Source organism: Saccharopolyspora indica (genome assembly GCF_027853965.1).
In the GTDB taxonomy this organism is placed as follows: domain Bacteria; phylum Actinomycetota; class Actinomycetes; order Mycobacteriales; family Pseudonocardiaceae; genus Saccharopolyspora; species Saccharopolyspora indica.
On sequence record NZ_JAQGLB010000006.1, the window covers coordinates 136896 to 160045 of the forward strand.

25 protein-coding genes are annotated in these 23150 nt (G+C 72.0%); 23 read left to right on the forward strand and 2 right to left on the reverse strand.

Features of this window, described 5'->3' with window-relative positions:
- Positions 1-27 precede the first annotated feature (27 nt).
- The 9 genes from OU416_RS15765 to OU416_RS15805 are packed head-to-tail and all read left to right on the forward strand — an operon-like array spanning position 28 to position 8565.
- Positions 28-837, forward strand: a complete 810-nt coding sequence (locus OU416_RS15765; RefSeq protein WP_270927708.1) for an ABC transporter permease — start codon at positions 28-30, stop codon at positions 835-837.
- Positions 837-1661, forward strand: coding sequence for an MlaE family ABC transporter permease (locus tag OU416_RS15770; protein ID WP_270927709.1), 825 nt, complete (start codon positions 837-839; stop codon positions 1659-1661). Before OU416_RS15765 ends, OU416_RS15770 begins: the two co-directional genes overlap by 1 nt.
- 1 nt (position 1662) lies before the next feature.
- Positions 1663-2823: an MCE family protein gene (locus OU416_RS15775; protein ID WP_270927710.1), complete on the forward strand. Its 1161-nt coding sequence runs from the start codon at positions 1663-1665 to the stop codon at positions 2821-2823.
- A complete protein-coding gene (locus tag OU416_RS15780) occupies positions 2820-3809 on the forward strand; it encodes an MCE family protein (protein WP_270927711.1) in 990 nt (329 codons plus the stop codon). The genes OU416_RS15775 and OU416_RS15780 overlap by 4 nt, the downstream gene beginning before the upstream one ends.
- Positions 3806-4783 (forward strand): MCE family protein, encoded by a 978-nt coding sequence (locus OU416_RS15785; RefSeq protein ID WP_270927712.1) that lies wholly within the window; start codon positions 3806-3808, stop codon positions 4781-4783. The genes OU416_RS15780 and OU416_RS15785 overlap by 4 nt, the downstream gene beginning before the upstream one ends.
- Positions 4780-5853, forward strand: coding sequence for an MCE family protein (locus tag OU416_RS15790; RefSeq protein WP_270927713.1), 1074 nt, complete (start codon positions 4780-4782; stop codon positions 5851-5853). The genes OU416_RS15785 and OU416_RS15790 overlap by 4 nt, the downstream gene beginning before the upstream one ends.
- Positions 5850-6866, forward strand: a complete 1017-nt coding sequence (locus tag OU416_RS15795) for an MCE family protein (protein ID WP_270927714.1) — start codon at positions 5850-5852, stop codon at positions 6864-6866. Before OU416_RS15790 ends, OU416_RS15795 begins: the two co-directional genes overlap by 4 nt.
- Positions 6863-8062 carry an MlaD family protein gene (locus tag OU416_RS15800; RefSeq protein WP_270927715.1) on the forward strand — a complete coding sequence of 400 codons (1200 nt, stop codon included), beginning with the start codon at positions 6863-6865 and terminating at the stop codon, positions 8060-8062. Before OU416_RS15795 ends, OU416_RS15800 begins: the two co-directional genes overlap by 4 nt.
- On the forward strand, positions 8062-8565 hold the full coding sequence (locus OU416_RS15805; RefSeq protein WP_270927716.1) for a hypothetical protein: 504 nt from the start codon (positions 8062-8064) through the stop codon (positions 8563-8565). The genes OU416_RS15800 and OU416_RS15805 overlap by 1 nt, the downstream gene beginning before the upstream one ends.
- Here OU416_RS15805 and OU416_RS15810 read toward each other — a convergent pair.
- A complete protein-coding gene (locus OU416_RS15810) occupies positions 8562-9884 on the reverse strand; it encodes a carboxypeptidase regulatory-like domain-containing protein (RefSeq protein WP_270927717.1) in 1323 nt (440 codons plus the stop codon). The genes OU416_RS15805 and OU416_RS15810 overlap by 4 nt on opposite strands.
- A 171-nt stretch (positions 9885-10055) precedes the next feature.
- Between OU416_RS15810 and OU416_RS15815 the strand changes: the two genes are divergently transcribed.
- The 13 genes from OU416_RS15815 to OU416_RS15875 all read left to right on the forward strand — a co-directional run bounded on the left by OU416_RS15815 (position 10056) and on the right by OU416_RS15875 (position 20660).
- Entirely contained in the window at positions 10056-10664 is a 609-nt protein-coding gene (locus tag OU416_RS15815; protein ID WP_270927718.1) for an NUDIX hydrolase, read from the forward strand.
- A 34-nt stretch (positions 10665-10698) separates the two neighbouring features.
- Positions 10699-11598, forward strand: coding sequence for a DUF3048 domain-containing protein (locus OU416_RS15820; RefSeq protein ID WP_270927719.1), 900 nt, complete (start codon positions 10699-10701; stop codon positions 11596-11598).
- Positions 11595-12686, forward strand: a complete 1092-nt coding sequence (locus OU416_RS15825; protein ID WP_270927720.1) for a CapA family protein — start codon at positions 11595-11597, stop codon at positions 12684-12686. Before OU416_RS15820 ends, OU416_RS15825 begins: the two co-directional genes overlap by 4 nt.
- A 91-nt stretch (positions 12687-12777) precedes the next feature.
- Positions 12778-13224 (forward strand): TSCPD domain-containing protein, encoded by a 447-nt coding sequence (locus tag OU416_RS15830; RefSeq protein ID WP_270927721.1) that lies wholly within the window; start codon positions 12778-12780, stop codon positions 13222-13224.
- A 230-nt stretch (positions 13225-13454) separates the two neighbouring features.
- A complete protein-coding gene (locus OU416_RS15835) occupies positions 13455-13940 on the forward strand; it encodes an NUDIX domain-containing protein (protein WP_270927722.1) in 486 nt (161 codons plus the stop codon).
- Positions 13941-14116: 176 nt separating this feature from the next.
- Complete coding sequence (locus OU416_RS15840) at positions 14117-14935, forward strand: CoA transferase subunit A (protein ID WP_270927723.1); 819 nt, start codon at positions 14117-14119, stop codon at positions 14933-14935.
- A complete protein-coding gene (locus tag OU416_RS15845; RefSeq protein ID WP_270927724.1) occupies positions 14932-15690 on the forward strand; it encodes a CoA-transferase subunit beta in 759 nt (252 codons plus the stop codon). The genes OU416_RS15840 and OU416_RS15845 overlap by 4 nt, the downstream gene beginning before the upstream one ends.
- A 160-nt stretch (positions 15691-15850) precedes the next feature.
- Positions 15851-16603, forward strand: a complete 753-nt coding sequence (gene pcaH / locus OU416_RS15850; RefSeq protein WP_270927725.1) for a protocatechuate 3,4-dioxygenase subunit beta — start codon at positions 15851-15853, stop codon at positions 16601-16603.
- 210 nt (positions 16604-16813) lie between these two features.
- On the forward strand, positions 16814-17374 hold the full coding sequence (pcaG, locus tag OU416_RS15855; RefSeq protein ID WP_270927726.1) for a protocatechuate 3,4-dioxygenase subunit alpha: 561 nt from the start codon (positions 16814-16816) through the stop codon (positions 17372-17374).
- A complete protein-coding gene (gene pcaB / locus OU416_RS15860; RefSeq protein ID WP_270927727.1) occupies positions 17346-18704 on the forward strand; it encodes a 3-carboxy-cis,cis-muconate cycloisomerase in 1359 nt (452 codons plus the stop codon). Before pcaG ends, pcaB begins: the two co-directional genes overlap by 29 nt.
- Positions 18701-19462, forward strand: a complete 762-nt coding sequence (gene pcaD / locus OU416_RS15865) for a 3-oxoadipate enol-lactonase (RefSeq protein ID WP_270927728.1) — start codon at positions 18701-18703, stop codon at positions 19460-19462. The genes pcaB and pcaD overlap by 4 nt, the downstream gene beginning before the upstream one ends.
- Positions 19462-19848, forward strand: a complete 387-nt coding sequence (pcaC, locus tag OU416_RS15870) for a 4-carboxymuconolactone decarboxylase (protein ID WP_270927729.1) — start codon at positions 19462-19464, stop codon at positions 19846-19848. Before pcaD ends, pcaC begins: the two co-directional genes overlap by 1 nt.
- Positions 19849-19862: 14 nt before the next feature.
- A complete protein-coding gene (locus OU416_RS15875; protein ID WP_270927730.1) occupies positions 19863-20660 on the forward strand; it encodes an IclR family transcriptional regulator in 798 nt (265 codons plus the stop codon).
- Between the two features lie 3 nt (positions 20661-20663).
- Here OU416_RS15875 and OU416_RS15880 read toward each other — a convergent pair whose 3' ends face one another.
- Positions 20664-21416, reverse strand: a complete 753-nt coding sequence (locus tag OU416_RS15880; RefSeq protein WP_270927731.1) for a FadR/GntR family transcriptional regulator — start codon at positions 21414-21416, stop codon at positions 20664-20666.
- Between the two features lie 96 nt (positions 21417-21512).
- Here OU416_RS15880 and OU416_RS15885 point away from each other — a divergent pair, with 96 nt between their 5' ends.
- Entirely contained in the window at positions 21513-23144 is a 1632-nt protein-coding gene (locus tag OU416_RS15885; RefSeq protein WP_270927732.1) for an L-lactate permease, read from the forward strand.
- Positions 23145-23150: the final 6 nt, after the last annotated feature.

The following is a 23150-nucleotide window of genomic DNA, read 5'->3' on the forward strand; positions in this document are numbered from 1 at the left end:
AGGCACCTCGACGGGGAGGAGTGCCGGATGCACCGGGGATTGCCCACCACTCGCGGTCCGATCGCCGACGCTCTGCTGCAGGCCGGCCTGCTCCTGGACTTCGCGGTGCGCACCGCCGCGGCCGCCTTCCGGGCCGCGCGGCGGGCCCGGTTCAACTTCGCCGAATTCCTGCGGCAGGCCGCGTTCCTGGCCTCGGTCACCACCCTCCCCGCGCTGCTGGTGACGATCCCGCTGGGCGTCGTGGTGGCGCTCAACGTCGGTTCGCTGGCCGGTCAGCTCGGCGCGCAGGGCTACGGCGGCGCGGTGGTGGCCTTCGTGATCGTCGGCCAGGCCGCGCCGCTGATCTGCGCGCTGATGATCTCCGGTGTCGGCGGCTCGGCGATGTGCGCGGACCTGGGCGCGCGCAAGATCCGCGACGAGGTCGACGCCCTGGAGGTGATGGGCCTGCCGGTGGTGGAACGGCTGGTGGTGCCCAGGGTGGTGGCCGCGATGGTGGTCAACGCGCTGCTCGCGTGCATCGTGCTGCTGGTCGGCATCACCACGACGTTCCTGTTCCAGGTCCTGGTGCTCGGCGACGCGCCGGGTGCGTTCCTGCGCACCCTGACGCAGTTCTCCCGGGTGCCGGACTTCGTCGTGGCGCTGCTGAAGGCCGCGGTGTTCGCGGTGCTGGCCGCGCTGGTGTCCTGCTTCAAGGGCCTGACCGCCAGAGGCGGGCCGGGCGGGGTGGCCAACGCCGTCAACGAGGCCGTGGTGATCTCGTTCATCCTGGTCTTCGTCGCCAACGCGGTGATCACCGAGCTCTACCCGCTGCTGGTGCCCGCGAAGGGCGAGTACTGATGGCGGCCCCGCGGCGCAGGTCCGCGGTCGACCTGCTGGCCGCCGCGGGCCTGCACTTCACCTGCTACCTCAAGGCGATCGCGGCCATCCCGCACGTGCTGGCCCGCTACCGGCGCGACGTGGCCCGGCTGGTCGGCGAGATCAGCCTCGGCTCGGCCTCGCTGCTGGCAGGCGGCGGCACGATCGGCGTGGTGTTCGCGATGTCGTTCGTCTCCAGCACCCAGGTCGGGCTGGAGGGCTACCGCGGGCTGGACCTGCTGGGGCTCTCGCCGATGACCGGGCTGGCCGCCGCCGTGGTCAACACCCGCGAGATCGCGCCGCTGGTGGCCAGCATCGCGCTCGCCGCCAAGGTCGGCACCGGGTTCACCGCGCAGCTGGGCGCGATGCGCATCTCCGAGGAGATCGACGCGCTGGAGGCGATGTCGGTGCGCTCGCTGCCGTACCTGGTCAGCACCCGGATGATGGCGGCGTTCCTGTCGGTGATCCCGCTCTACCTGGTGGGCCTGTTCGCCTCCTACCTGGCCACCGGGATCGCCGTGGTGCAGCTCAACGGCGTCTCCGAAGGCACCTACAACTACTACTTCCGGCTCGTGCTCACCGCCGACGACGTGTTCTTCTCGCTGGTCAAGGCCGTGGCGTTCGCGATCGTGGTGACGCTGGTGCACTGCGCCCACGGCTACTACGCCAGCGGCGGCCCGGAAGGCGTCGGCAAGGCCGCCGGGCGCGCGCTGCGCACCAGCATCGTGACGATCACCGTCGCCGACGTGCTGCTGAGCATCGCCTTCTGGGGCGTGCGGCCGACGTTGCCGGTGCTGGGGATATGACATGACCGAGCACGCGCGCCGGACGCTCGCCGCCCGAGGGGCGGTGGGGCTGCTCCTGCTGTTGCTGGTGGCGGTGCTGGTGGTGCTCGGCGGCGCGGGCGCGCTGCGCGCGAAACCCGAAGTCACCACGGCGCTTCCGGCCGCCGCCGGGCTGATCCGGCCGGAAACGCCCGTCCAGTACCGCGGAGTGCGGGTCGGCAGGCTGGCCGCCATCGAGCCCGGGCCGTTCGGTTCCCGGCTGACGTTGCGGATGGAACCCGGCAGCTTCGCCGACATCCCCGGCGACGTCCGGGTCCGGCTGATGCCGCGCACCGTGTTCGGCGACCAGTACCTCGACCTCCTCGCGCCCGAGAGCTCCACCGGCGCGGAGCTGGCTCCCGGTGCCGAGCTCGCCGCCGACGACTCGCGGCCGACCATGCAGCTCTACCACTCCTACAGCCGCCTCTACCAGCTGGTCGATTCGCTGAAACCGGCGCAGCTGCAGGTCTCGCTCGCCGCGCTCGCCGAGGCGCTGCGCGGCCGGGGCGAGCAGCTGGGCGGACTGCTCGACGACGCCTCCCAGCTGACCGCCGACCCGCCGCTGACCGGCGAAGACCTCACCGACATCGCCGCGCTCGCCGACGACATCGCCGCAGCCGCACCGGAGGCGGTGCGCGCGTTGGACGACGCCGTCGCCCTGTCGGGCACCGTCGTGCGGCGCGAGCAGGACATCGGCGATCTGCTCGGGGCCGGACTGGCGCTCACCGATCAGTCGCGGCGGTTCGTCGATGCGAACTCGCAGCGGATCATCCACCTCGTGCGCTCGGCCGACCCGGTCGCAGACGTGCTGGGGCGTCATCCGGGCGCGGTGCGCGAGAGCGTGGACGGCCTGAACGCCTTCCTCGACGGCGCGAACCGCTCGCTGTCCACCGGCTTCTTCAAGATCCGCATGTCGGTGACGCTGCACCGCCCCCATCCCTACGGCCCCGAGGACTGCCCTCGCTATCCGGGGATGTCCGGGCCGAACTGCGCGCGCGGCCCGATCGGCCCGGTGGGCGGTCCGCAGGAGCGCGACGCGCTGCGCCGGCTCGCGCCGCTGCTGCCCGGGCAGCCGCCCGCCAACGATTCGCTGGGCCTGCTGCTGGGCCCGCTGGTGCGCGGAACGGAGGTCCTCACGCCGTGAAACCCGCACTCCGCTTCACCGCCTTCGTCGTCGTGTCGCTGTTCTGCGGTGTCGTCGTGGTGAACACGCTGACGAATCCGCTGACCGGCCCGACGGTGCCCTACCGAGCGGTGTTCACCGACGTGGCAGGTCTGCAGCCGGGCAGCGACGTCACCGTCGCCGGGGTGCGGGTCGGGACGGTGACCGCGGTCGCCGCGCGCAACGGGCTCGCCGAAGTGGACTTCGAAGTCCGCACCGGGCAACCCGTTCCGGCCACCGGGCTCGTCGTGGTCCGCTACGCCGACCTCACCGGCGCCCGCTCGCTGGCGCTGACCCCGGGCCATGGCGGACCACCGCTGCCGCCGGGCGCGACGATCCCGGTGCAGCGCACCCGGCCCGCGCTGGATCTCACCGTGCTGCTCAACGGCTTCAAACCGCTCTTCGAAGCGCTGGAGCCCGCGCAGGTCAACCAGCTGGCGCGCGAGATCGTCGCGGTCTTCCAGGGCGAGGGCGGCACCGTGACCGCGCTGCTGACGCGGATCGTGTCGCTGACCGGCACCCTGGCCGCCCGCGACGAGATCCTCGGCGAGGTGATCGACAACCTCAACACCGTGCTGGCCGCGGTGCAGCAGCGGCGCGAGGACCTGCGCGGGCTCGTCGACGGACTCGGGCGGCTGGCGGCGGAGACCGCAGCCAGCCGGGAGACCATCGCCGCGGCCGTCGACAGCGGCGCGGAAGTCGCCGGCTCGCTGGCCCGGTTGCTCGACGGCCTCGGCCCGCAGCTGGCCCGCGACGTGCGCTCGGTGCGGGAGATCACCGCGATGCTGGTGCGCGACCAGGCGCGGATCGACGGTGCCGTGCAGGAGATGCCCGCGTTCCTGAACACCCTCGACCGCGCGACGAGCTACGGGTCCTGGGTCAACGTCTACCTCTGCAACCTGAGCATCGCCGTCGACGACGTCCAGGTGGACGTCGGGGCAGGCCCGCACACGGAGGTGTGCCGATGAGGAAGGTCCTGGTCAACGGCGCGATCGGTGCGGTCGTGGTGCTGCTGGTGCTCGCCGCGTCGGTGGCCGCGCCCAGGGTGCTGTTCGCGCTGCGAACCGACGAGTACCACGCCGAGTTCGGCAACGCCGCCGGACTCACCGAGGGCACCCAGGTCATGCTGGCCGGGGTGCCCTCGGGCCGGGTGACCGGTGTGGCGCTGGCCGGGGACCGGGTGCGCGTGTCGTTCCGGCTGGACGGCGAGCAGGTCCTCGGCGGGAGCACGGGCGCCTCGATCAAGCTCCGCACGGTGCTCGGAACCCGGTACCTGAGCGTGGATTCCGCCGGGCCGGGACAGCTGTCCCCCGGCGCGACGATCCCGCTGAGCCGGACCTCGGTGCCCTACGGCCTCGACGAGCTCCAGTCCGACGCGAAAGCCACCGCCGAAGGCCTCGACCTGCCCCAGCTGCGCCGCATGATCGGGACCTTGGAGGAGGTGACGCCGCAGGATCCGGAGCTGCTCGGCGACGCGCTCGACGGAGTGGCCACGGCTTCGGCGGTCATCGGCCAGCGCGGTGCGCAACTTCAGGAACTGCTGCGCAGCACCCGGACCCTGACCACGACCCTCATCGAGCAGCAGGACACCCTGGTGGCGCTGCTGGGCGACGCGCAGCTGGTCGTGGACACGCTGCAGCAGCGCCGGACCGTGGTCCGCCAGCTGATCACCGACGTGCACACCGTCGTCGACCACCTGCACCGGCTGGTCGTGGACAACCGCGACGTGCTGGATCCGCTGCTGGCGGACCTGCACGCGCTCACCGACTCGCTGGCGCGCAACGACCAGGCCATCGGCGAGAGCCTGCGGCGGCTCGGGCCCGCCGGCCGGTACCTGGCCAACGCCACCGGGAACGGGCCGTGGGCCGACGTCTCGGCACCGCTGGGACCGGTGCCGGACAACGTGCTCTGCGCGGCCGGGCTGTTCGAGGGGTGCCGATGAGCCGGAAGCTGCTGATCGTCTGCTGCGTGCTGGCCGTCCTGGTCACCGGCGCCTGGTTCACCCTGCTGGCGCCGCGCCCGCAGCTGCGGGTGACCGCCGACTTCACCTTCGCCGACGGCATCTTCCCCGGCAGCCGGGTGGCGATCCTCGGCGTCGCGGTGGGCCGGGTGGACTCCGTCGAGCCGCAGGGCGCGACGGTGCGGGTGCGGATGAGCATGCCCGCCGACACCGCGCTGCCCGTCGACGCACGCGCCTACATCATGAGCCCGGCGATCATCAGCGATCGCTACGTCGAGCTGGGCCCGGCGCACACCGGTGGCCCGCGGCTGGCCGATGGCGCGCTGATCCCGGTGCACCGCACCCGTTCCCCGATCCGGTTCGACCAGCTGGCGGCGTCGCTGGACTCGCTGCTGGCCGCCTTCGGCCCCTCCGGTGCCGACCCCGGTGTGCTGGACGGCCTGCTGCGCAGCAGCGCGGCCGCGCTCGACGGCCGCGGTCCGCAGATCCGCGATGCGATCACCGAGCTGTCGCGGGCCAGCGAGGTGCTGGCCGCGGGCAGCGGCGACCTCGGCGCGGTGGTGGACGACCTCGACCGGCTGGTCCAGCTGCTGCTGCAGCACCGCGACACGGTCGATTCGCTCGCCGCTTCCACCGCCCAGGCCGGGGCGGATCTCCAAGCGCAGCAAGGCGAGATCGGCGATGCCCTCGCGAAGCTGTCCGACGTGCTGCTGGCCGTCGACGAGCTCGTGCGGGGCCACGGCGAGCAGCTCGACGGCGATCTGGGGCAGCTGGCCCGGTTCGCGGGCACGCTGGCCGACCGGCAGCGGGAGCTGGCCGAAACGCTGGACACGATGCCGCTGACGATGGACAACTTCACCCGCGCCATCACCCCGGACCAGCGGCTGCGGCTGCGGCTGGACCTCTCCACCAACCTCAGCCAGTTCGACACCACCGCGCGCCTGTGCCGCGAGTTGCCGCTGCCGCTGTGCACCGGGGCGGGCATCACCAACCCGGTGCCGTTCCCGCCCGATCTGGAGCCGCTGCGCGCGGTGCTGGGAGGTGACCGGTGAAACGCCTCGCGCTCGCTTCGGTGCTGCTGACCACGTCCTGCGGGCTCAGCCTGCAGAACGCGCCCATCGGAACCGGTGGCTCGGGTTACCAGGTCACCGCGGTGTTCAGCGACGTCGGCAGGCTGCCGATGGGCGGCGCGGTGCGGCTGGGCCAGGCCGTGGTGGGCAGCGTGTCGGACATCGGCACCGAGAACTTCCGCGCGCTCGTCGAGCTCGACCTCGAACCCGGGGTGCGGCTGCCGGCCGGCACCACCGCGCGCCTCGAACTCGCCTCGCCGCTGGGCGAGGAGTTCGTCGTCCTGCAACCACCGCCCGCGCCGGGCGGGCCGGTGCTCACCGACGGCTCGGTGATCCCGCTCGAGCAGACCTCCCGGGGCCCGGACGTGGAGAACGCGCTCGCCGCGGCCAGCACCCTGCTCAACGGCGCGGGCCTCGACCAGGCGCGAACCGTGATCACCGAGCTCAACACCGCGCTCAGCGGCCGCGAGCAGCAGGTCCGGGGCCTGCTGGGCGATCTGGAGCGAACCCTGGCCTCCCTGGACGAGCACCGAGCAGAGCTCACCCGGCTGATCGACTCGGTGCACGCGACCTCGCAGCACCTGGCGGGCGAGCAGGCCACGCTGGAGGCCGCCCTGACCGAGGTGCGGCCCGCGGTCGACGTGCTGCTGGCCGAGCGCGAGCGGTTCACGACGCTGCTGGACAGCACCGCCGCGTTGAGCGCCACCACCGCCTCGCTGGTGGAGCGGACCGACGAGTCGCTGATCAGGCAGGTCGAGGAGTTCCGGCCGGTGCTGGCCGACCTGCGCTCGCTCGACGGCGGGCTGGCGACCACGGTGGACTCGCTGCGCCGCTTCTTCGCCCTGATCCAGCAGGCCACGCCCGGTGACTACGTGCTGTTCAACGGGACGCTCGACGTGCCGGGCACCGTGGTGCAGCTGCTCGCTCCCGGAGCACCGATGCCACCGCCCGCCGCGGGCGGCGTCGACGCGATCCTGCGCGGAGGTGCCCGGTGAACCGCCGCCTCGTCCTGGCCCAGCTCGCGCTGTTCCTGGTGATCAGCATCGCGTGCACCTACTACGTGATCACCAACGTGGCCGGGACGGGGGCGCTGCGCGATCCGGTCCTGGTGACCGTGCGCCTGCCCGACGCGGCGTCGATCACCCCGAGCTCGCAGGTCACCTACCGGGGCGTGGTCGTCGGCACCGTTGCCGATGTCCGCATCGACCCCGGTGGGAACGGGGTTTCGGTGCAGCTCGTGCTGCACCCCGGCACGCTCGTCCCGGCCGACAGCGACGCGGTGATCAGCATGGCCACCCCGCTGGCGGTGCAGACCGTGGACCTGCAGCCCGCCAGCGACTCCGGGCCCCACCTCCGCGACGGCAGCGTCATCGAAGCTGAGCGCACGCGGCGCCCGATCCCGCTGGACACCCTGCTGGTGCACTTCACCGAGCTCACCGAGCAGCTGCGGCCGGAGGACGTCTCCGCGGTCACCGAAGCGCTGGCCACCGGACTGGCGGGCAAGGGCCCCGAGCTGACCCGCATCCTGGACAACTCCGCGATCCTGCTGAGAACCGCGCGCGAGCACCGGCCCCAGCTCGACCGCCTGGTCACCGGCAGCCGCCAGCTGACCGGCCCCAGCGGCGACCGGATCCGCGACCTGGCCGCCGGTCTGCGCTCGCTGACCGCGCAGATCCGCGGTCACCAGCCGCAGCTCGACCGGCTCCTGGACACCGCGCCCGCCGCCACCCAGCGGCTCGCGGAGCTGTTCGCGCGCAACGACCCCGCCACGACCGCGCTGCTGGGCAACCTGGTCACCACCGGCCAGATCGTCGCGGTCCGCGCCCCGGCCCTGGACCAGCTGCTCATCTCGCTGCCGGAGGCGCTGTCCGGGCTCGGTTCAGTGGTGCACGGCGACACCGCGGACCTCTACCTGATCGGCACCCAGGGCCCGATCTGCGCCACCGCGACCGAACGCCGCTCCCCCACCGCGGTCCAGCCCCGCGAAGCGGACCTGGACCGGCACTGCCCGGGCGATCAACCCGACCTCGGCCAGCGCGGCGCGGCGAACGCCCCGCGCCCGGCGATGACCACCTACGACCCGGCCACCGGTCAGACCCCGGCCGGTTTCCGGCTCGGCACCGCGGGCGGCCAGGCGGCCGTCCTCGGCCCGCGGTCCTGGTATTCCGTCCCGCTGCAAGGAGTTCGCTGATGACCGACACCTCCGGAGAACCGAAGCGGATCCGCCGGCCGAAGGTCCTGCTGGCCATCGCCCTGCTCGTCGCCGTCCTCGCGCTGCTGGGCACTTTCGGGCTCCAGCTGCACCAGGCGCGCGCCGTCGAAGACGCCCGCCGCACCGCGCTGGAAGCGGCGCGCACCTACGCCTCGGACCTGTCCACTTACGACTTCACGCACCTGGACCGCAACTTCGCCGCCATCACCGCGAACTCGCACGGTCAGTTCGCCGAGCAGTACCGGGAGATCAGCGCCAGCCTGACCGAGCTGATCAGGCAGAACCGCGCGGTGTCGAAGGGCTCGGTGCTCTCCGCCGGGATCGCCGAGGCCGATCTCCAGCGAGCCGTGGTGACGCTGTTCGTCGACCAGGAGATCACCAACGTCAACAACCCCCAGCCCCGCATCGACCGCAACCGGATGCAGATGACGCTCCTGCGCGTCGAAGAGCGCTGGCTCATCGACGACATCAAGCTGCTCTAGACGCGCACCTGCTCCTCGGCGGCCAGCACGAAGTCGCACCCGTCGATCCGCCCGGCCCGGACCATGATCCGGTCCACAGCAGGCCGCATCCCCGCCGCCGAAGCGACGACGGTCACGTGCTGCCCGGGCAGGTCGTGCACCTCGTACTCGCCCGCGCCGCTGGTCACCAGATGCGCCAGCTGCACACCGCTGGCATCGGTCACGGTCACGATCGCTCCGGGCACGCCTCGCCCGTCAACGCCGCGAACGGTTCCCGCCAGCGTGCGGTGGTGCCGGGGCTTCGGCGCCTCCAGCACCGGATCCACGACGACATCGCCGTCGTCCTCGTACTCGTAGGTGCCCGCGGTGGTCACCACCTCGGGATCGGCTGCCCGCTTCCGCTTGGCCCGCACCTGGTTGAAGGCCACCAGCGCCGCGCCCACCGCGAACCACGCGCACAGGCCGAGAACCGCGGGCAGCGCACCTGCCCCGTCGAAGTACAGGATCCCGCGCATGGAGTCGACCGCCTGCCCGAGCGGCAGGAACCGGTGCAGCGACTGGAAGAACTCCGGCACCAGCTCCTTCGGGATGGCCCCGCTGCTGGAGGGCATGCTCAGCAGCACGAACAGGCCCATCGCCACGCCGGGGATGAACTGCTTGACATAGGGCACCAAGCCGAACGTCGGCCAGGCGACCGCCTGCGTGAGCAGGAAGCCGATGAGGATCAGGGCGGGCTCGGGGTGGACGACGTCCATGGACAGCGCCGCGAAGTAGCAGACGACCGACCCGAAAGCGCCCACCCCGACGAGCGCGAGCAGCTTCTGCCGGGTGCTCAGCGCGGCCCGCAGCAGCATCATCACCGTGATGTAAGGCGGGATGTTCAGCGCGAGCAAGCAGTAGAACAGCCCGGTGCCCATCACATCGCCCGGTGCCGATGGCGCCAGGTCGGTCAGCACCAGGTGGTGCCCGGTGGCGGAGGCGACCGGGGTGAACATCTGCTGCAGCACCATCTGCAACGCCGAACCATTCGCCTTGGCGTAGAACAGCTCGCCGTGCGCCGGATCGTAGGCGGCGACGGCGTCGCGCTGCGTGATCGCCTCTCGCGCCGCTTGCACGTCGGGCACGGCCGAGACGTCGACACCGCCCGGCATCTTCTGCTCGAAGGACGCTGCGAGCTGCTGCGCGGCCTGGTCGCCGACCACCGCGATCGGCATGTCGTGCGGTGCCGGGGCGTGGAACGGCAACAAGTAACAGACCATGAACCCGACGATGAAGAACATCGGGAACCACAGCGCCGATGCCAGGGTGCGCACCAGCGAGCTCGGCTGTGCCTCGGTCAAGGGAACTCCTCGCGAGCAGGTCGGGGGTGCGGCGCTGCACTCGGTTCGAATCGCCCGGCGCGATCGGCGCCGCGGACGAGAACTGCCCCGGTTGACGGTTAGCGAGACTAACTTATTTCGCAATTCCGTGCAAAAATGCAGGTGCGCACGCTCCAGGCGAGAGGAACCCCGATGCCAGACCCCGGTGCAGCCCGCCGCCACATCGCCGCGCGCCTGAGCCGGTTCCCCGCCACGCACATCCCGCTGCACGACCGCCGGGCCGCGGCGGTGACCATCGCGCTGGCCAGCGAGAACGGTGAGCTCGGCGTCTGGGTCACGCGGCGGGCCGCGACGCTGCGCGCGCACGCGGGCCAGTTCGCGCTGCCCGGCGGCCGGGTGGACCCGGGCGAGGACGCACCGCAGGCCGCGCTGCGCGAACTGCGCGAAGAGCTCGGCGTGAGCGCACCCGAGCACGACGTGCTCGGCAGGCTGGACGACTACGCGACCCGCTCCGGCTACGTCATCACGCCGATCGTGGTGTGGATCGGCGAGGCGCCGCGGCTGGCGCCCAATCCCGCCGAGGTGGCCGGCGTCGACCTGGTGCCGCTGACCGACCTCGACGTGGCGCCGCGGTTCGTGCGAATCGCCGAATCGGACCGCCCGGTGATCCAGCTGCCGATGCTGGACACCCTCGTGCACGCCCCGACGGCGGCCGTGCTGCACCAGTTCCGCGAGGTCGTGCTGCACGACCGGCACACCAGGGTCGCCGACCTGGAGCAGCCGGTCTTCGCCTGGCGCTGACCGGCGTAACCTGGGTTCCGGAGAGGACCTTTCGATGCGGCGCGGATTGCTGCGCGCGTTGTACGCCGCAGCGCTGATCCTGCTCGTGGTGCTCGGCGGCGTCGCGTGCGAGCCACCGCGGGCGGAATCCGCCATGCCGGTGCTGGCGGTCAAGATCGACAACGTGGCGGCCGCGCGCCCACCGGTCGGCATCGGCGCGGCGAACCTCATCTACGTCGAGCCGGTCGAAGGCGGCTACAGCCGGTTGCTGGCGATCTTCGCCGGGCAGCTGCCGCCCCGGATCGGCCCGGTGCGCAGCGCGCGGGAGACCGACGCCGAGCTGCTGCCCCAGTTCGGCCACCCGACCCTGGCCTACTCCGGCGCGGCACCCGAACTGCTCCCCCGGATCGCCGCGGCCCCGCTGACCGATGCCTCCGACGCCAACGAGCCCGGTGCCTACTCCCGCGACAGCACGCGCCCGGTGCCGCACAACCTGTTCCTCGACCCCGCCGAGCTGCCGCCCGGTGCCGACTGGCCGCTCCAGAACCGGCTGGTCACCGGGCCGGTCCCGGCAGGCGGCACCCCGACCGACCACTACGAGGTCCACTTCCCGTCCGCCGCGGTGGAGTTCTCCTGGTCGCAGCCGGACCAGCGGTGGCAGGTCTCGATGGACGGCGAGCCCTACGCGGCGGCCGACACCGGTCGCCTCAGCCCGCCGACCGTGGTGATCCAGCAGGTGCGGGAACGCGAATCCGCCATCCGCGACGCGGCGGGCAACCCCTCGCCGATCGCCGAGACGGTGGGCACCGGTGCGGTGGTGCTGCTGCGCGACGGCCGCGCCTTCGAGGGCACCTGGTCCCGCCCGGCCCCGGACGCCGCGGCCACCTACACCGGTCCGTCCGGCGAGCCCCTGCCGGTCGGCCCCGGCCAGGTCTGGATCGTGCTGGCGCCGTGAAGCTGTTCCTGTGCGGCGATGTGATGCCCGGTCGCGGCGTCGACCAGATCCTGCCGCACCCCGGCGATCCCGCGCTGCACGAGCACTACCTGCAAGACGCGCGCAGCTACGTCGCGGCCGCCGAGGAGCACAGCGGCCCGATCCGCTGCCCGGTCGGCTACTCCTGGCCCTGGGGCCGTGCGCTGCGGATCATCGAGGAGTTCGCGCCGGACGTGCGGGTGATCAACCTGGAGTCCAGCATCACCCGCGGCGACCACTTCGCCGCGGACAAGGGCCTGCACTACCGGATGAGCCCGGCCAACGTGGGCTGCTTGCGCGTGGCCCGCCCGGACGTGTGCAACCTGGCGAACAACCACGTGCTCGACTTCGGCCGCCAGGGACTGGCCGACACGCTCGACGCGCTGTCCCGCGCCGGACTGCGCTGGGCGGGTGCCGGGCGCGATGCCGCCGAAGCGCACCGCCCGGTGCTCGTCGGCACGCCGCACGGGCGGGTGGCGGTGTTCGGCTGCGGGGCCGCCTCGAGCGGGATCCCCGGCGGCTGGGCGGCGACCTCGCAGCGCTCGGGCGTCAACTTCCTGCCGGATCTCTCCGACCGGCGGGCCGACCAGCTCACCGCCGAGATCCGCGAGCAGACCAGGCCCGGGGACCTCGTGGTCGTCTCGCTGCACTGGGGCACCAACTGGCAGTACCCCGCGACCGCGGAGCAGATCGGCTTCGCGCACCGGCTGATCGACGGCGGGGTGCACGTGGTGCACGGGCACTCCTCGCACCACCCGCGGCCGATCGAGGTCTACCGCGGGCGGCTGGTGCTCTACGGCTGCGGCGATCTCATCGACGACTACGAGGGGATCCCCGGCTACGAGCGCTACCGGGACGACCTCCGCCTGCTGTTCTTCGCCTCGCTGGAGCCGACCGGCGAACTGGCCGAGCTGCGCATGGTGCCGATGCAGGCGAGGCGGATGCGCCTGCACCAGGCCTCGGCCGCCGACACCGAATGGCTGCGCGCCACGCTCACCCGGATCAGCACCGAGTTCGGTACCGACGTCGCGTTGTCGGACGGAGCGCTGCTCGCGCGTCGGCGGCGTTGAAGCGACAACCCGAACGAGGCCGCGCCGCACCGCTGCGGTACGGTCCGTGATCGTCCATAAAGGACGACCGATCCGAAGGAGCCCTCCCGGCATGGCCCGCACCGACGTCGCCTCGGCGCAGCGCAGGCGCCAGCTCATCCGGATGGATCAGGGCGCCGCCCGGAAGCACCCGCCGCGGCGCCGTCGCGGCTACACCGTCCGGTTCGACATCGGCGGCGTCGCCGGTCACCTGACCACCAACGCCTACCCGGACGGGACGCTCGGCGAGATCTGGGTGAGCATCGACCAGCAGGGCAGTCCGCTCAGCGGCTTCCTGGACAGCCTGTTCGCCGCGGTTTCGCTGGGCCTGCAGCACGGCGTGCCGCTGGAGTCCTACGTGGCCAAGTACGCAGGCGCGCAGTTCGAGCCGCGCGGCCCGGTGCCCGACCCGGACATCGGCTACGCCCACTCGCTGCCGGACTACGTCTTCCGCCGCCTCGCCCTCGACTACCTCGACGCCAAGACCTGCGCACGACTCGGCATCCGCAGCGAGGCCTGACACCAGGGGCGGTCACCCGCTTCCCGCGGTGGCGAACGGCGGAACCCGCCCGCACGTCCGCGAAGTCCTCCGGATGGAGCAAGCCGATCGAGTCCGAGCGGACCTGGCAACCCCCGCCTCAGCAGGCAAGACGGATCTCGACTTCCGCCGAACGGAGCGCGGCGATCGCGCGGTTGGCGGGTGTTCTCAGCTAAGGTGATCTTTCTCAGCGTCGTGGGAGGGATGCGCCGATGCCCAGGTTCAGCTGGCACACCTGCTCCGTGCCCGAGGGTCTGCCGGTGCGGCAGGTGTACGGGTTCCTTTTCGTTCCCGACGGCCGGGTGCTGCTGCGGGTGGACGGCAGCAAGCACACGCTGCCCGGCGGCCGTCCCGAGCCGGGCGAGGTCGAGTACCGCGACATCCTGCGGCGGGAGACCATGGAAGAGGTCACCGTCGACATCGACGAGCCGCACTACCTGGGCTACCAGTGCGTGGACGACGGCATCGCGCCGTACGCGCAGGTGCGGATGGCCGCCGTGATCAGCCTGGTGCACCCGGCCGCGCCGGACCCGGACAGCGGCCGCACCTACCGGCGGCTGCTGGTGCACCCCGGCAAGGTCGGCGACCTGCTCTCCTGGGGCGAGACCGGATACCTGCAGGCGACCGCGGCCGCGGAGGCCGCCATCGCCGTCTTCGGACTCCCCTCCGACGGCCTGCCGGAGACCGGCGACCTCTGACCCACCGCTCCTGACCCACAGGTCCGCACCGCGACGGAACGTCCGTTCGCGGTGCTTTTTCATGCCCTCAACGCGCCGAGATCCGGGGCCGCGTCCTTGACCTGGGTCGAACCGCGCGCATATCGTTCGCAGAAAGCACACGTGTTCACTATGCGCACAAGCGAGGAGTGGTCGGGGTGGCACGCATCCTGCAGCTCGACGAAGCGATCGCGGAGCTCGTCCACGACGGGGACGCCATCGCCCTGGAGGGCTTCACCCACCTGATCCCGGTCGCCGCCGGGCACGAGATCATCCGGCAGGGCCGCAAGGACCTCACGCTGATCCGGATGACGCCCGACATCGTCTACGACCAGCTCATCGGCGCCGGCTGCGCGCGCAAGCTGGTGTTCTCCTGGGGCGGCAACCCCGGCGTCGGCTCGCTGCACCGGTTCCGCGACGCCATCCAGAACTCCTGGCCGGTCCCGCTGGAGATCGAGGAGCACAGCCACGCCGGGATGGCCAACCGCTACACCGCAGGCGCCTCCGGGCTGCCCTTCGCGGTGCTGCGCGGCTACCGGGGCACCGACCTGCCCGCGCAGACCGACACGATCAAGCCGATCGAGTGCCCGTTCACCGGTGAGCAGCTGACCGCCGTGCCCGCGCTCAACCCGGACGTCGGCATCATCCACGCGCAGCAGGCCGACCGGGCGGGCAACGTGCAGATGTGGGGCATCACCGGCGTGCAGAAGGAGACCGTGCTCGCCGCGAAGCGCTCGCTGGTGACCGTCGAGGAGATCGTCGACGAGCTGACCCCGCGGCCCGGCGCGGTGGTGCTGCCGCAGTGGGTCGTCACCGCCGTCGCCGAGGTCCCGGGTGGCGCGCACCCGTCCTACGCGCAGGGTTATTACGAGCGCGACAACGCCTACTACCAGCAGTGGGATCCGATCGGCCGGGACCGGGAGAGGTTCGCCGACTGGCTGGAGACCGTGGTCGAGCCGGAGAGGAGCGCGCGATGACGACCGAGTTCACCGCGGACGAGATGATGACCGTCGGCGCGGCGCGGTCGCTGCGCGACGGGGCGGCCTGCTTCGTCGGCATCGGCCTGCCCAGCACCGCGGCCAACCTGGCGCGGCGCACGCACGCCCCCGACCTGGTGCTGATCTACGAGTCGGGCACGCTGGGCGCCAAGCCCGACCGGCTGCCGCTGTCCATCGGCGACGGCGTGCTCGCCGACACCGCCGATTCGGTGATCAGCGTGCCGGAGATCTTCAACTACTGGCTGCAGCCCGGCCGCATCGACATCGGTTTCCTCGGTGGCGCGCAGGTCGACCGGTTCGGCAACATCAACACCACCGTCATCGGCGGCGACTACGCCGACCCGAAGGTCCGGCTGCCCGGTGCCGGTGGCGCTCCGGAGATCGCCGCGTCCTGCCGGGAGGTGCTCATCGTGATGCGGATGAGCCCGCGCAGCTTCGTCGACCGGCTCGACTTCGTCACCTCCGTCGGCTACGGCACCGGCAAGGGCGACCGGGAGGCGCTCGGGCTGCGCGGCCGCGGACCGGTCAAGGTGATCACCGACCTGGGCGTGCTGGAACCCGATCCGGACACCTGCGAGCTCACCCTCACCCAGCTCAGCCCCGGCGCCACCGTCGAGCAGGCGCGCGCCGCCGTCGGGTGGCCGCTGAAGGCCGTCGACGTGCCCACCGAGCTGGCGCCGCCGACCGAGACCGAGCTGGCGGTCCTGCGGGAGCTGAAGGCCACCATCGAATGAGCAGAGCACGAGAAGCTGCCCGACACCCCTCGTGTCAACCGGAGTCGCGCTCAACCGCACCCCAGGGGACCGTGACGCGACCCAGCCACAAGAAACCTCCACAACGCAAGATCACTCCCCAACTCAACCACCACTGTGAATCTCGGAGAGGCGGGACAGCATGATCGCTCACGAATCCCGGTCGCCAGCCGGGCTGATCCTGCCGGAGTACCAGCGCGACGAGCCGTCCCACCCGGCGCTGGACACCCCCGAGTACCGCTCGTCGGCGCTGCGCCACCCCAAGCAGCCGCTGCAGTACCTGCCGCACTACCTCACCGAGATCACCGGCCCGCTGCTGGGCCAGGACCGCTGCGGCGAGCACGACCACGACCTCACCGTCCAGCACGACGGGGAGCCGCTGGGCGAGCGGATCGTCGTCAGCGGCCGGGTGCTGGACTCCGGCGGCAAGCCGGTGCCCAACGCGCTGGTGGAGATCTGGCAGGCGAACTCGGCGGGCCGCTACCTGCACCAGGGCGACCGGCACCCGGCACCGCTGGACCCGAACTTCTCCGGCACCGGCCGGTGCATGACCGACGCCGACGGCAACTACCGGTTCGTCACCATCAAGCCCGGCGCCTACCCGTGGCGCAACCACGACAACGCCTGGCGCCCGGCGCACATCCACTTCTCGCTGTTCGGGCAGGCGTTCACCCAGCGCCTGATCACCCAGATGTACTTCCCCGGCGACCCGCTGTTCGGCCAGGACCCGATCTTCAACTCGGTGCGCGACGAGCAGGCCCGCGAGCGGATGATCTCCCGCTTCGACCTGGACACGACGGTGCCGGAGTGGGCGCTGAGCTACAAGTGGGACATCGTGCTGCGCGGCTCGCAGGCCACCGTGTTCGAGGACGAAGAAGACGAGGACGACGACTGAACCACCATGTCGCTTCCGCTCGTTCGCCGACCGGATGCGCCGCAATACTCCGGAGGAGTGCAGATGAGCAAACCTGTGCCAACCCCAGACCCACTCAACCGCGCCCCAGGGGAACGTGACGCAACCCAGCCACAAGAAACCGCCGAACGCGAGGTCAACGCGAAACGCGACCACCACTGTGAATCGCGGAGAGGCGGAAAGGGACGACTGATGAGCGCTTCCACCACTCCGTCGCAGACCGTCGGCCCGTTCTACGCCCTGCCCGGCGGGATCCTGTGGGCCGACGGCCCGGAGGTCGTCGCCGACGGCGCGCCCGGCTCGTTCCTGCTGCGCGGCAGGCTTCTCGACGGCGCGGGAGACCCGATCCCGGACGGCGTGGTCGAGATCTGGCAGGCCGATGCGCAGGGCCGCTTCGACCACCCGGACGATCCGCGCCCGGAGTCCTCGTCCTGGCAGGGCTTCGGCCGCTGCCCGACCGAAGCCGACGGCGGGTTCTGGTTCCGCACCGTCAAGCCGGGGCCGCTGCCCGCGCCGGGCGGGGCGACCGAGGCACCGCACATCAACGTGACCGTGCTGGCCCGCGGCATGCTCAACCGGGTGGTGACCCGCGTCTACTTCCCGGACGAGGAGCGGGCCAACGCCGCCGACCCGGTGCTGTCTACAGTGGATCCAGCACGCCGGGGCACGCTGCTGGCGACCCCGGACGACCAGGGCTACCGCTTCGACATCCGGATCCAGGGCGATGACGAAACCGTATTCTTCGCGATCTGACGGCCTGTTCGGGCCGATGTTCGGCACCCCGGCGGCTGCTGAGCGGACCTCCGCCGCGGCGTGGTTGCAGGCGATGCTGGACTTCGAGTCGGCGCTGGCCACCGCGCAGGCCCGGGCCGGGGTCATCCCGCTCCCGGCGGCGGCGGAGATCGCCCGGCGCTGCCGGGTGGAGCTGTTCGACGTCGACTCGATCGCCGAGCGCGCGGTGTCCTCGGCGACTCCGGTGATCGCGCTGGTGCGCGACCTGACCGCGCTGCTGGACGACGACGCCAAACCGCACCTGCACAAGGGCGCCACCAGCCAGGACGTGATCGACACCGCGGCGATGCTGATCGCCCGCGACGTCCTGGGCCTGATCATCGACGACCTGCGCGCGGCGGCGGACGAGTGCGCACGCCTGGCCGAGCAGCACCGCGACACGGTGATGATCGCCCGCTCGCTGCTGCAACAAGCGCTGCCCACCACGTTCGGCAGCCGCTGCGCCACCTGGCTGACCTCGCTCGACGAGTCGGTCACCGCGCTGGAGCGGATCCGCGGCGAGCGGTTGGCCGTGCAGTTCGGCGGAGCCGCGGGCACGCTCGCCGCTCTCGGTCCCGACGGCGTCGAGGTCCTCGCGCTGCTGGCCACCGAGCTGGGCCTGGCCGAGCCGGTGACCCCGTGGCACACCGACCGCACCCGCATCGCCGAACTCGCCGGCGCGCTGGGCACCGCCGCAGGCGCGCTCGGCAAGATCGCCCTGGACGTCGAGCTGCACGCGCAGACCGAGGTCGGCGAGCTCGCCGACGGCCAGGCCGGTGGCTCGTCGGCCATGCCGCACAAGCAGAACCCGGTGTCGGCGGTGCTGGTGACCGCCGCGACCCGTCGGGTGCCGGGCCTGGTCGCGACGCTGCTGTCGGCGATGCCCCAGGAGTACGAGCGCGCCGCCGGGGCCTGGCAGTCCGAGTGGGAACCGCTGACCGAACTGCTGCGGCTGGTCGCCGCCGCGGCGGCGCAGACCCGGCAGCTGCTCACCGGGCTGCGGGTGCACCCCGGGAAGATGATCGCCAACCTCGACCTGACCCGCGGCCTGGTGATGGCCGAGAGCGCGGCGGGCCGCTTGATGGATTCGCTCGGCCGCACCGAAGCGCAAGAGCTGGTCGGCGGGTTGTGCCGCCGCGCGGTGCAGGAGGGCACGACGCTGCGCGCCGAGCTGCTGGCCGACCAGCAGGTGCGGGCCGTGCTCTCCGAGGCCGAGGTGGTCGCGGCCACCGAACCGGGCGGCTACCTCGGCTCCGCGCCCGCCTTCATCGACCGCGCACTGACCGCACACGCCGAATTGGAGAAGCGGTGAACGTCAACTACGAACTGACCGGGCCCGACGGCGCCCCGGTGGTGGTGCTGTCCAACTCGCTGGGCACCGACCTGACCCTGTGGGACGCGCAGGTCCCCGCGCTGGCGCAGGAGTTCCAGGTGCTGCGCTACGACCAGCGCGGCCACGGCGCGTCGCCGGGCAAGCCCGGCCCGTACAGCCTCAAGCAGCTCAGCGGGGACGTGCTCGCGCTGCTGGACACCCTGGGCATCCGCAAGGCGCACTTCGCCGGGGTGTCGCTGGGCGGCATGACCGGCATGTGGCTGGCCGAGCACGCACCCGAGCGCGTCGACCGGCTCGCGCTGATCTGCACCTCCGCCGATCTCGGCCCGGCATCGATGTGGCGCGACCGCGCCGCGCTGGTGCGGGAGAAGGGCACCGCGGCGATGGTCGAGCCGTCGCTGCCGAAGTGGTTCACCCCCGAACTGGCCGGCCGGGAGGACGTCGTCGCGAAGTTCGGCGGCATGCTCGCCGCGGCCGACGCCGAGGGCTACGCGGGGTGCTGCGAGGCCATCGCGGACATGGACCTGCTGGACGGGCTCGGCCGGATCAGCGCCCCGACGCTGGTGATCGCCGGTGCCGAGGACCCGGCCACTCCCCCGGCGCACGCCGAGCAGATCGCCGCCGCCGTCGCGTGCGCCCGCCTGGAGGTGCTCTCGCCCGCCGCGCACCTGGCCAACGCCGAGCAGCCCGAAGCGGTCAACCGGCTGCTGCTGGAGCACTTCACGAGGAGCCTGTGATGTCCGACGACGCAACCCGCCGCGCGCAGGGCATGGGCGTGCGCCGCGAGGTGCTCGGCGACGAGCACGTGGACCGCGCCAACGCCAAGACCACCCCCTTCACCGAGGGCTTCCAGGACTTCATCACCCGCTACGCCTGGGGTGAGCTGTGGAGCGGCGACGGCGTGGACCGGCGGACCCGCAGCATGCTGACGCTGGCGATCCTGGCCGCGGTGGGCTGCGAGGACGAGTTCGCCATGCACGTCAAGGCCGCGCGCCGCAACGGCGTGCCGCCCGAGCACATCCGCGAGGTCCTGATGCACGTCGCGGTCTACGCCGGGGTACCCCGCGCCAACAGCGCCTTCGCGATCGCCAATACGATCCTGGGCGACGAGCAGTCCGACTGAGCTAGGAGATCGCCATGGAGTCCGCCGAGCCGACCAGCGGTTACGTGCAGTCGCTGGCGCGCGGGCTCATGGTGATCCGCGCGTTCGACGAGTCGCGGCCCGAGATGACGCTGTCCGAGGTCGCCCGCGCGACGGATCTGTCGCGCGCGGCGGCCCGGCGGTTCCTGCACACCCTGGTGCACCTGGGCTACGTGTGGACCGACGGCCGGGTGTTCGCGCTGACGCCGCGGGTGCTGGAGCTCGGTTTCGCCTACCTGTCCAGCATCTCGCTGCCGGAGATCGCCCAGCCCTACCTGGAGCGGCTGGTCGCCGAGGTGCACGAGTCGGCGTCGGTGTCGGTGCTGGACGGCCCGGACATCGTCTACGTGGCCCGGGTTCCCACCTCCCGGATCATGACGGTGTCGATCAACATCGGCACCCGCTTCCCCGCCTACGCCACCTCGATGGGCCGGGTCCTGCTGGCCGACCTGCCCGCGGCCGGCCTGGACACCTACCTGTCCGAAGTGGACCTGGCACCGCTGGGCCCGCACACCATCACCACGCCCGCGCAGTTCCGCGAGGAGCTGGCGCGCATCCGCGAGCAGGGCTGGGCGCTGGTGGACCAGGAGCTGGAGGCGGGACTGCGCTCGATCGCCGCACCGATCCGGGACCGGTCGGGCAAGGTGGTGGCGGCGGTGAACATCTCCTCGCACGCCTCCCGCACCAGCCCGGAGGACGCTCGCCGGGACTTCCTGTCCCCGCTGCGCGACACCGCGGCGCGCATCGCCGCCGACCTCGCGGTGGCCCCGGCCTCCCGCGCGATCTCCCGCTGAAGCTCAGCCGAGGTCTTGCAGCCAGGCGCTGCGGTAGAAGCTGCGGATGTGGCGTTCCACCTGTTCTTCAGCGGCTTTGGAATCCCGCGCGACCAGCGCCTGGTGGATCTGGCGGTGGTCGTGGCGCAGGCCGTCGGCGATCGGATCCCACTCGTCGCCGAGCTCGTCGAAGGCCGCCAGCAGCGGGCGGCGCAGCGACTCGCGGATGGCGATCGTCATGTCCGCGACCAGCCGGTTTCCGCCCGCTTCGGCGATGGCGACGTGGAAGCGGGTGTCCAGGTCGTTGAACCGCTCCCGGTCGCAGTCCGGTGAGTCCATCTCCGCCAGCAGGGCGCGCAGCTCGTCGAGCTCGGCCTCGGTGGCGCGCTGCGCGGCGTTGCGGGCGCTCTCCCGCTCCAGCATGATCCGCGCCCGCACCACGTCGGCCATCGGGAAGTTCGCCAGCGCCACGTGGAACCGCAGCAGCCTGGTCAGGGCCTGGCTGGGCAGCGCGGCGATCGTGGTGCCGGACTCCGGACCCGTGCCCACCGCCATCCGCAGCACGCCCTGGGCTTCCAGCGCGCGGAACGCCTCGCGCACCGCCGCGCGGCTCACGCCGAGCATCTGCGCCAGGTCGCGTTCCGGCGGCAGGCGGTCGCCGACACCGAGCTGACCGCTGACGATCTGCTCCTCGATGCGGTCGATGACCAGCTCGTAGGTGCGCGCCCGGGCGACCGGCCGCCAACCCGCGCGATCGTCCGTCTCCGAATCGGCCACCGATCCCCCTTTACAAACCCCACCACCGATCTTTATGGTACCGCCAGCTCTTGGTCTGACCATAGAAAGGTCAACGACACAGAGAGGTGTCGCCTCGTGTACCAACCGCTCATCGCCCCCGTCGCGGACAGCCTGGGACTGTCCGCGCTGCTCGCCGCCGTGCCACTGCTCGTCGTGTTCGTGCTGCTCGGAGTGCTGCGCGTCAAAGCGCACTGGGCCGGACTCGCCGGGCTCGGCACCGCACTGCTGATCGCCGTCATCGCCTACGGGATGCCTGCCGATCTCGCACTGCTCTCCGCAGGTCAAGGCGCCGCCTTCGGCGTGCTGCCGATCCTGTGGATCGTCATCACCGCCATCTGGCTCTACCAGCTGACCGTGCGCAGCGGCCGCTTCGAGGACCTGCGGGCGACCTTCGCGCTGCTCTCCCCTGACCCGCGGATCCAGGCCGTGGTGATCGCCTTCTGCTTCGGCGGCCTGCTGGAAGCCCTCGCCGGGTTCGGCGCCCCGGTCGCGATCACCGGCATGATGCTCGTCGCCATCGGCTTCCCGCCGCTGCGCGCCGCCGTGACGGTGCTGCTGGCCAACACCGCTCCCGTTGCCTTCGGCGCGTTGAGCACGCCGATCATCACCGCGGGTGAGCTCACCGGGATCCCATACGAGCACATCGGCGCCGTCGTCGGGCGGCAGACGCCGCTGCTGGCGGTGATCGTCCCGGTGCTGCTGGTGCTCGTGGTGGACGGGCGGCGCGGCGTGCGGCAGACCTGGCCCGCCGCGCTGGTGACCGGTGTGGCGTTCGCGGCCGCGCAGTTCGTGTGCGCCAACTACATCTCCGTGCCGCTGACCGACATCGTCTCGGCCCTCGTCGGCGCGGTGGCGCTGGTCGTGCTGCTGCGGTTCTGGCAGCCCGCGGGCGGCGACGAGGCGCGCACGCGGATCATCGGTGCCGCCGAGATCGGCGAGAACGCCGACCGGCAGCTGAGCGCCGGGCGGATCGCCCTCGCCCTGTTCCCGTACCTGCTGGTGATCGCGGTGTTCTCGGTGGTCAAGCTGTGGAAGCCCGCCGGTGCGGCGCTGGCCGCGACGGACGTCGAGATCCCCTGGCCCGGGCTGCACGACTCGCTGCTGACCGCTTCCGGCGAACCGGCCGGAAGTGCGGTGTTCACGCTGAGCTGGCTGTCCACGCCGGGCACTCTGCTGCTCCTGTGCGGGTTCGGGGTGGCGCTGGTCTACCGGATCAAGCTGCTGGAAGCCGTCGCCGAGCTCGGCCGCACCGTGGTCTCGATGCGCTGGTCGGGGCTGACCATCGTCAGCGTGCTGGCGCTGGCCTACGTGATGAACCAGTCCGGGCAGACCACCACGATCGGCACCGCCATCGCCGGGATCGGCTCCGCGTTCGCGTTCTTCTCCCCCGTGCTCGGCTGGATCGGCGTCGCGGTCACCGGCTCGGACACCAGTGCCAACGCGCTGTTCGCGAGCCTGCAGCAGGTCGCCGCGCAACGCATCGGGGTGGACCCGGCGCTGCTGGTCGCGGCCAACACCTCCGGCGGCGTCATGGGCAAGATGGTCAGCCCGCAGAACCTGACCATCGTGGCCACCGCGGTCGGCATGGCCGGTTCGGAGGCCAAGATCCTGCGGGACGTTCTCAAGTGGAGCATCGGGCTGCTGCTCGCACTGTGCGCGCTCGTATTCCTGCAGGCCGGAGTCTTGTCGTGGATGCTGCCACGATGAACGGAT

What these genes read in the sequence shown, in the direction of transcription:
- OU416_RS15765 (WP_270927708.1), top strand. Translation starts at nt 28, where the DNA reads ATGCACCGGGGATTGCCCACCACTCGCGGTCCGATCGCCGACGCTCTG.
- OU416_RS15770 (WP_270927709.1), top strand. Translation starts at nt 837, where the DNA reads ATGGCGGCCCCGCGGCGCAGGTCCGCGGTCGACCTGCTGGCCGCCGCG.
- OU416_RS15775 (WP_270927710.1), top strand. Translation starts at nt 1,663, where the DNA reads ATGACCGAGCACGCGCGCCGGACGCTCGCCGCCCGAGGGGCGGTGGGG.
- OU416_RS15785 (WP_270927712.1), top strand. Translation starts at nt 3,806, where the DNA reads ATGAGGAAGGTCCTGGTCAACGGCGCGATCGGTGCGGTCGTGGTGCTG.
- OU416_RS15790 (WP_270927713.1), top strand. Translation starts at nt 4,780, where the DNA reads ATGAGCCGGAAGCTGCTGATCGTCTGCTGCGTGCTGGCCGTCCTGGTC.
- OU416_RS15805 (WP_270927716.1), top strand. Translation starts at nt 8,062, where the DNA reads ATGACCGACACCTCCGGAGAACCGAAGCGGATCCGCCGGCCGAAGGTC.
- OU416_RS15815 (WP_270927718.1), top strand. Translation starts at nt 10,056, where the DNA reads ATGCCAGACCCCGGTGCAGCCCGCCGCCACATCGCCGCGCGCCTGAGC.
- OU416_RS15820 (WP_270927719.1), top strand. Translation starts at nt 10,699, where the DNA reads ATGCGGCGCGGATTGCTGCGCGCGTTGTACGCCGCAGCGCTGATCCTG.
- OU416_RS15830 (WP_270927721.1), top strand. Translation starts at nt 12,778, where the DNA reads ATGGCCCGCACCGACGTCGCCTCGGCGCAGCGCAGGCGCCAGCTCATC.
- OU416_RS15835 (WP_270927722.1), top strand. Translation starts at nt 13,455, where the DNA reads ATGCCCAGGTTCAGCTGGCACACCTGCTCCGTGCCCGAGGGTCTGCCG.
- OU416_RS15845 (WP_270927724.1), top strand. Translation starts at nt 14,932, where the DNA reads ATGACGACCGAGTTCACCGCGGACGAGATGATGACCGTCGGCGCGGCG.
- pcaH (WP_270927725.1), top strand. Translation starts at nt 15,851, where the DNA reads ATGATCGCTCACGAATCCCGGTCGCCAGCCGGGCTGATCCTGCCGGAG.
- pcaG (WP_270927726.1), top strand. Translation starts at nt 16,814, where the DNA reads ATGAGCGCTTCCACCACTCCGTCGCAGACCGTCGGCCCGTTCTACGCC.
- pcaB (WP_270927727.1), top strand. Translation starts at nt 17,346, where the DNA reads ATGACGAAACCGTATTCTTCGCGATCTGACGGCCTGTTCGGGCCGATG.
- pcaC (WP_270927729.1), top strand. Translation starts at nt 19,462, where the DNA reads ATGTCCGACGACGCAACCCGCCGCGCGCAGGGCATGGGCGTGCGCCGC.
- OU416_RS15875 (WP_270927730.1), top strand. Translation starts at nt 19,863, where the DNA reads ATGGAGTCCGCCGAGCCGACCAGCGGTTACGTGCAGTCGCTGGCGCGC.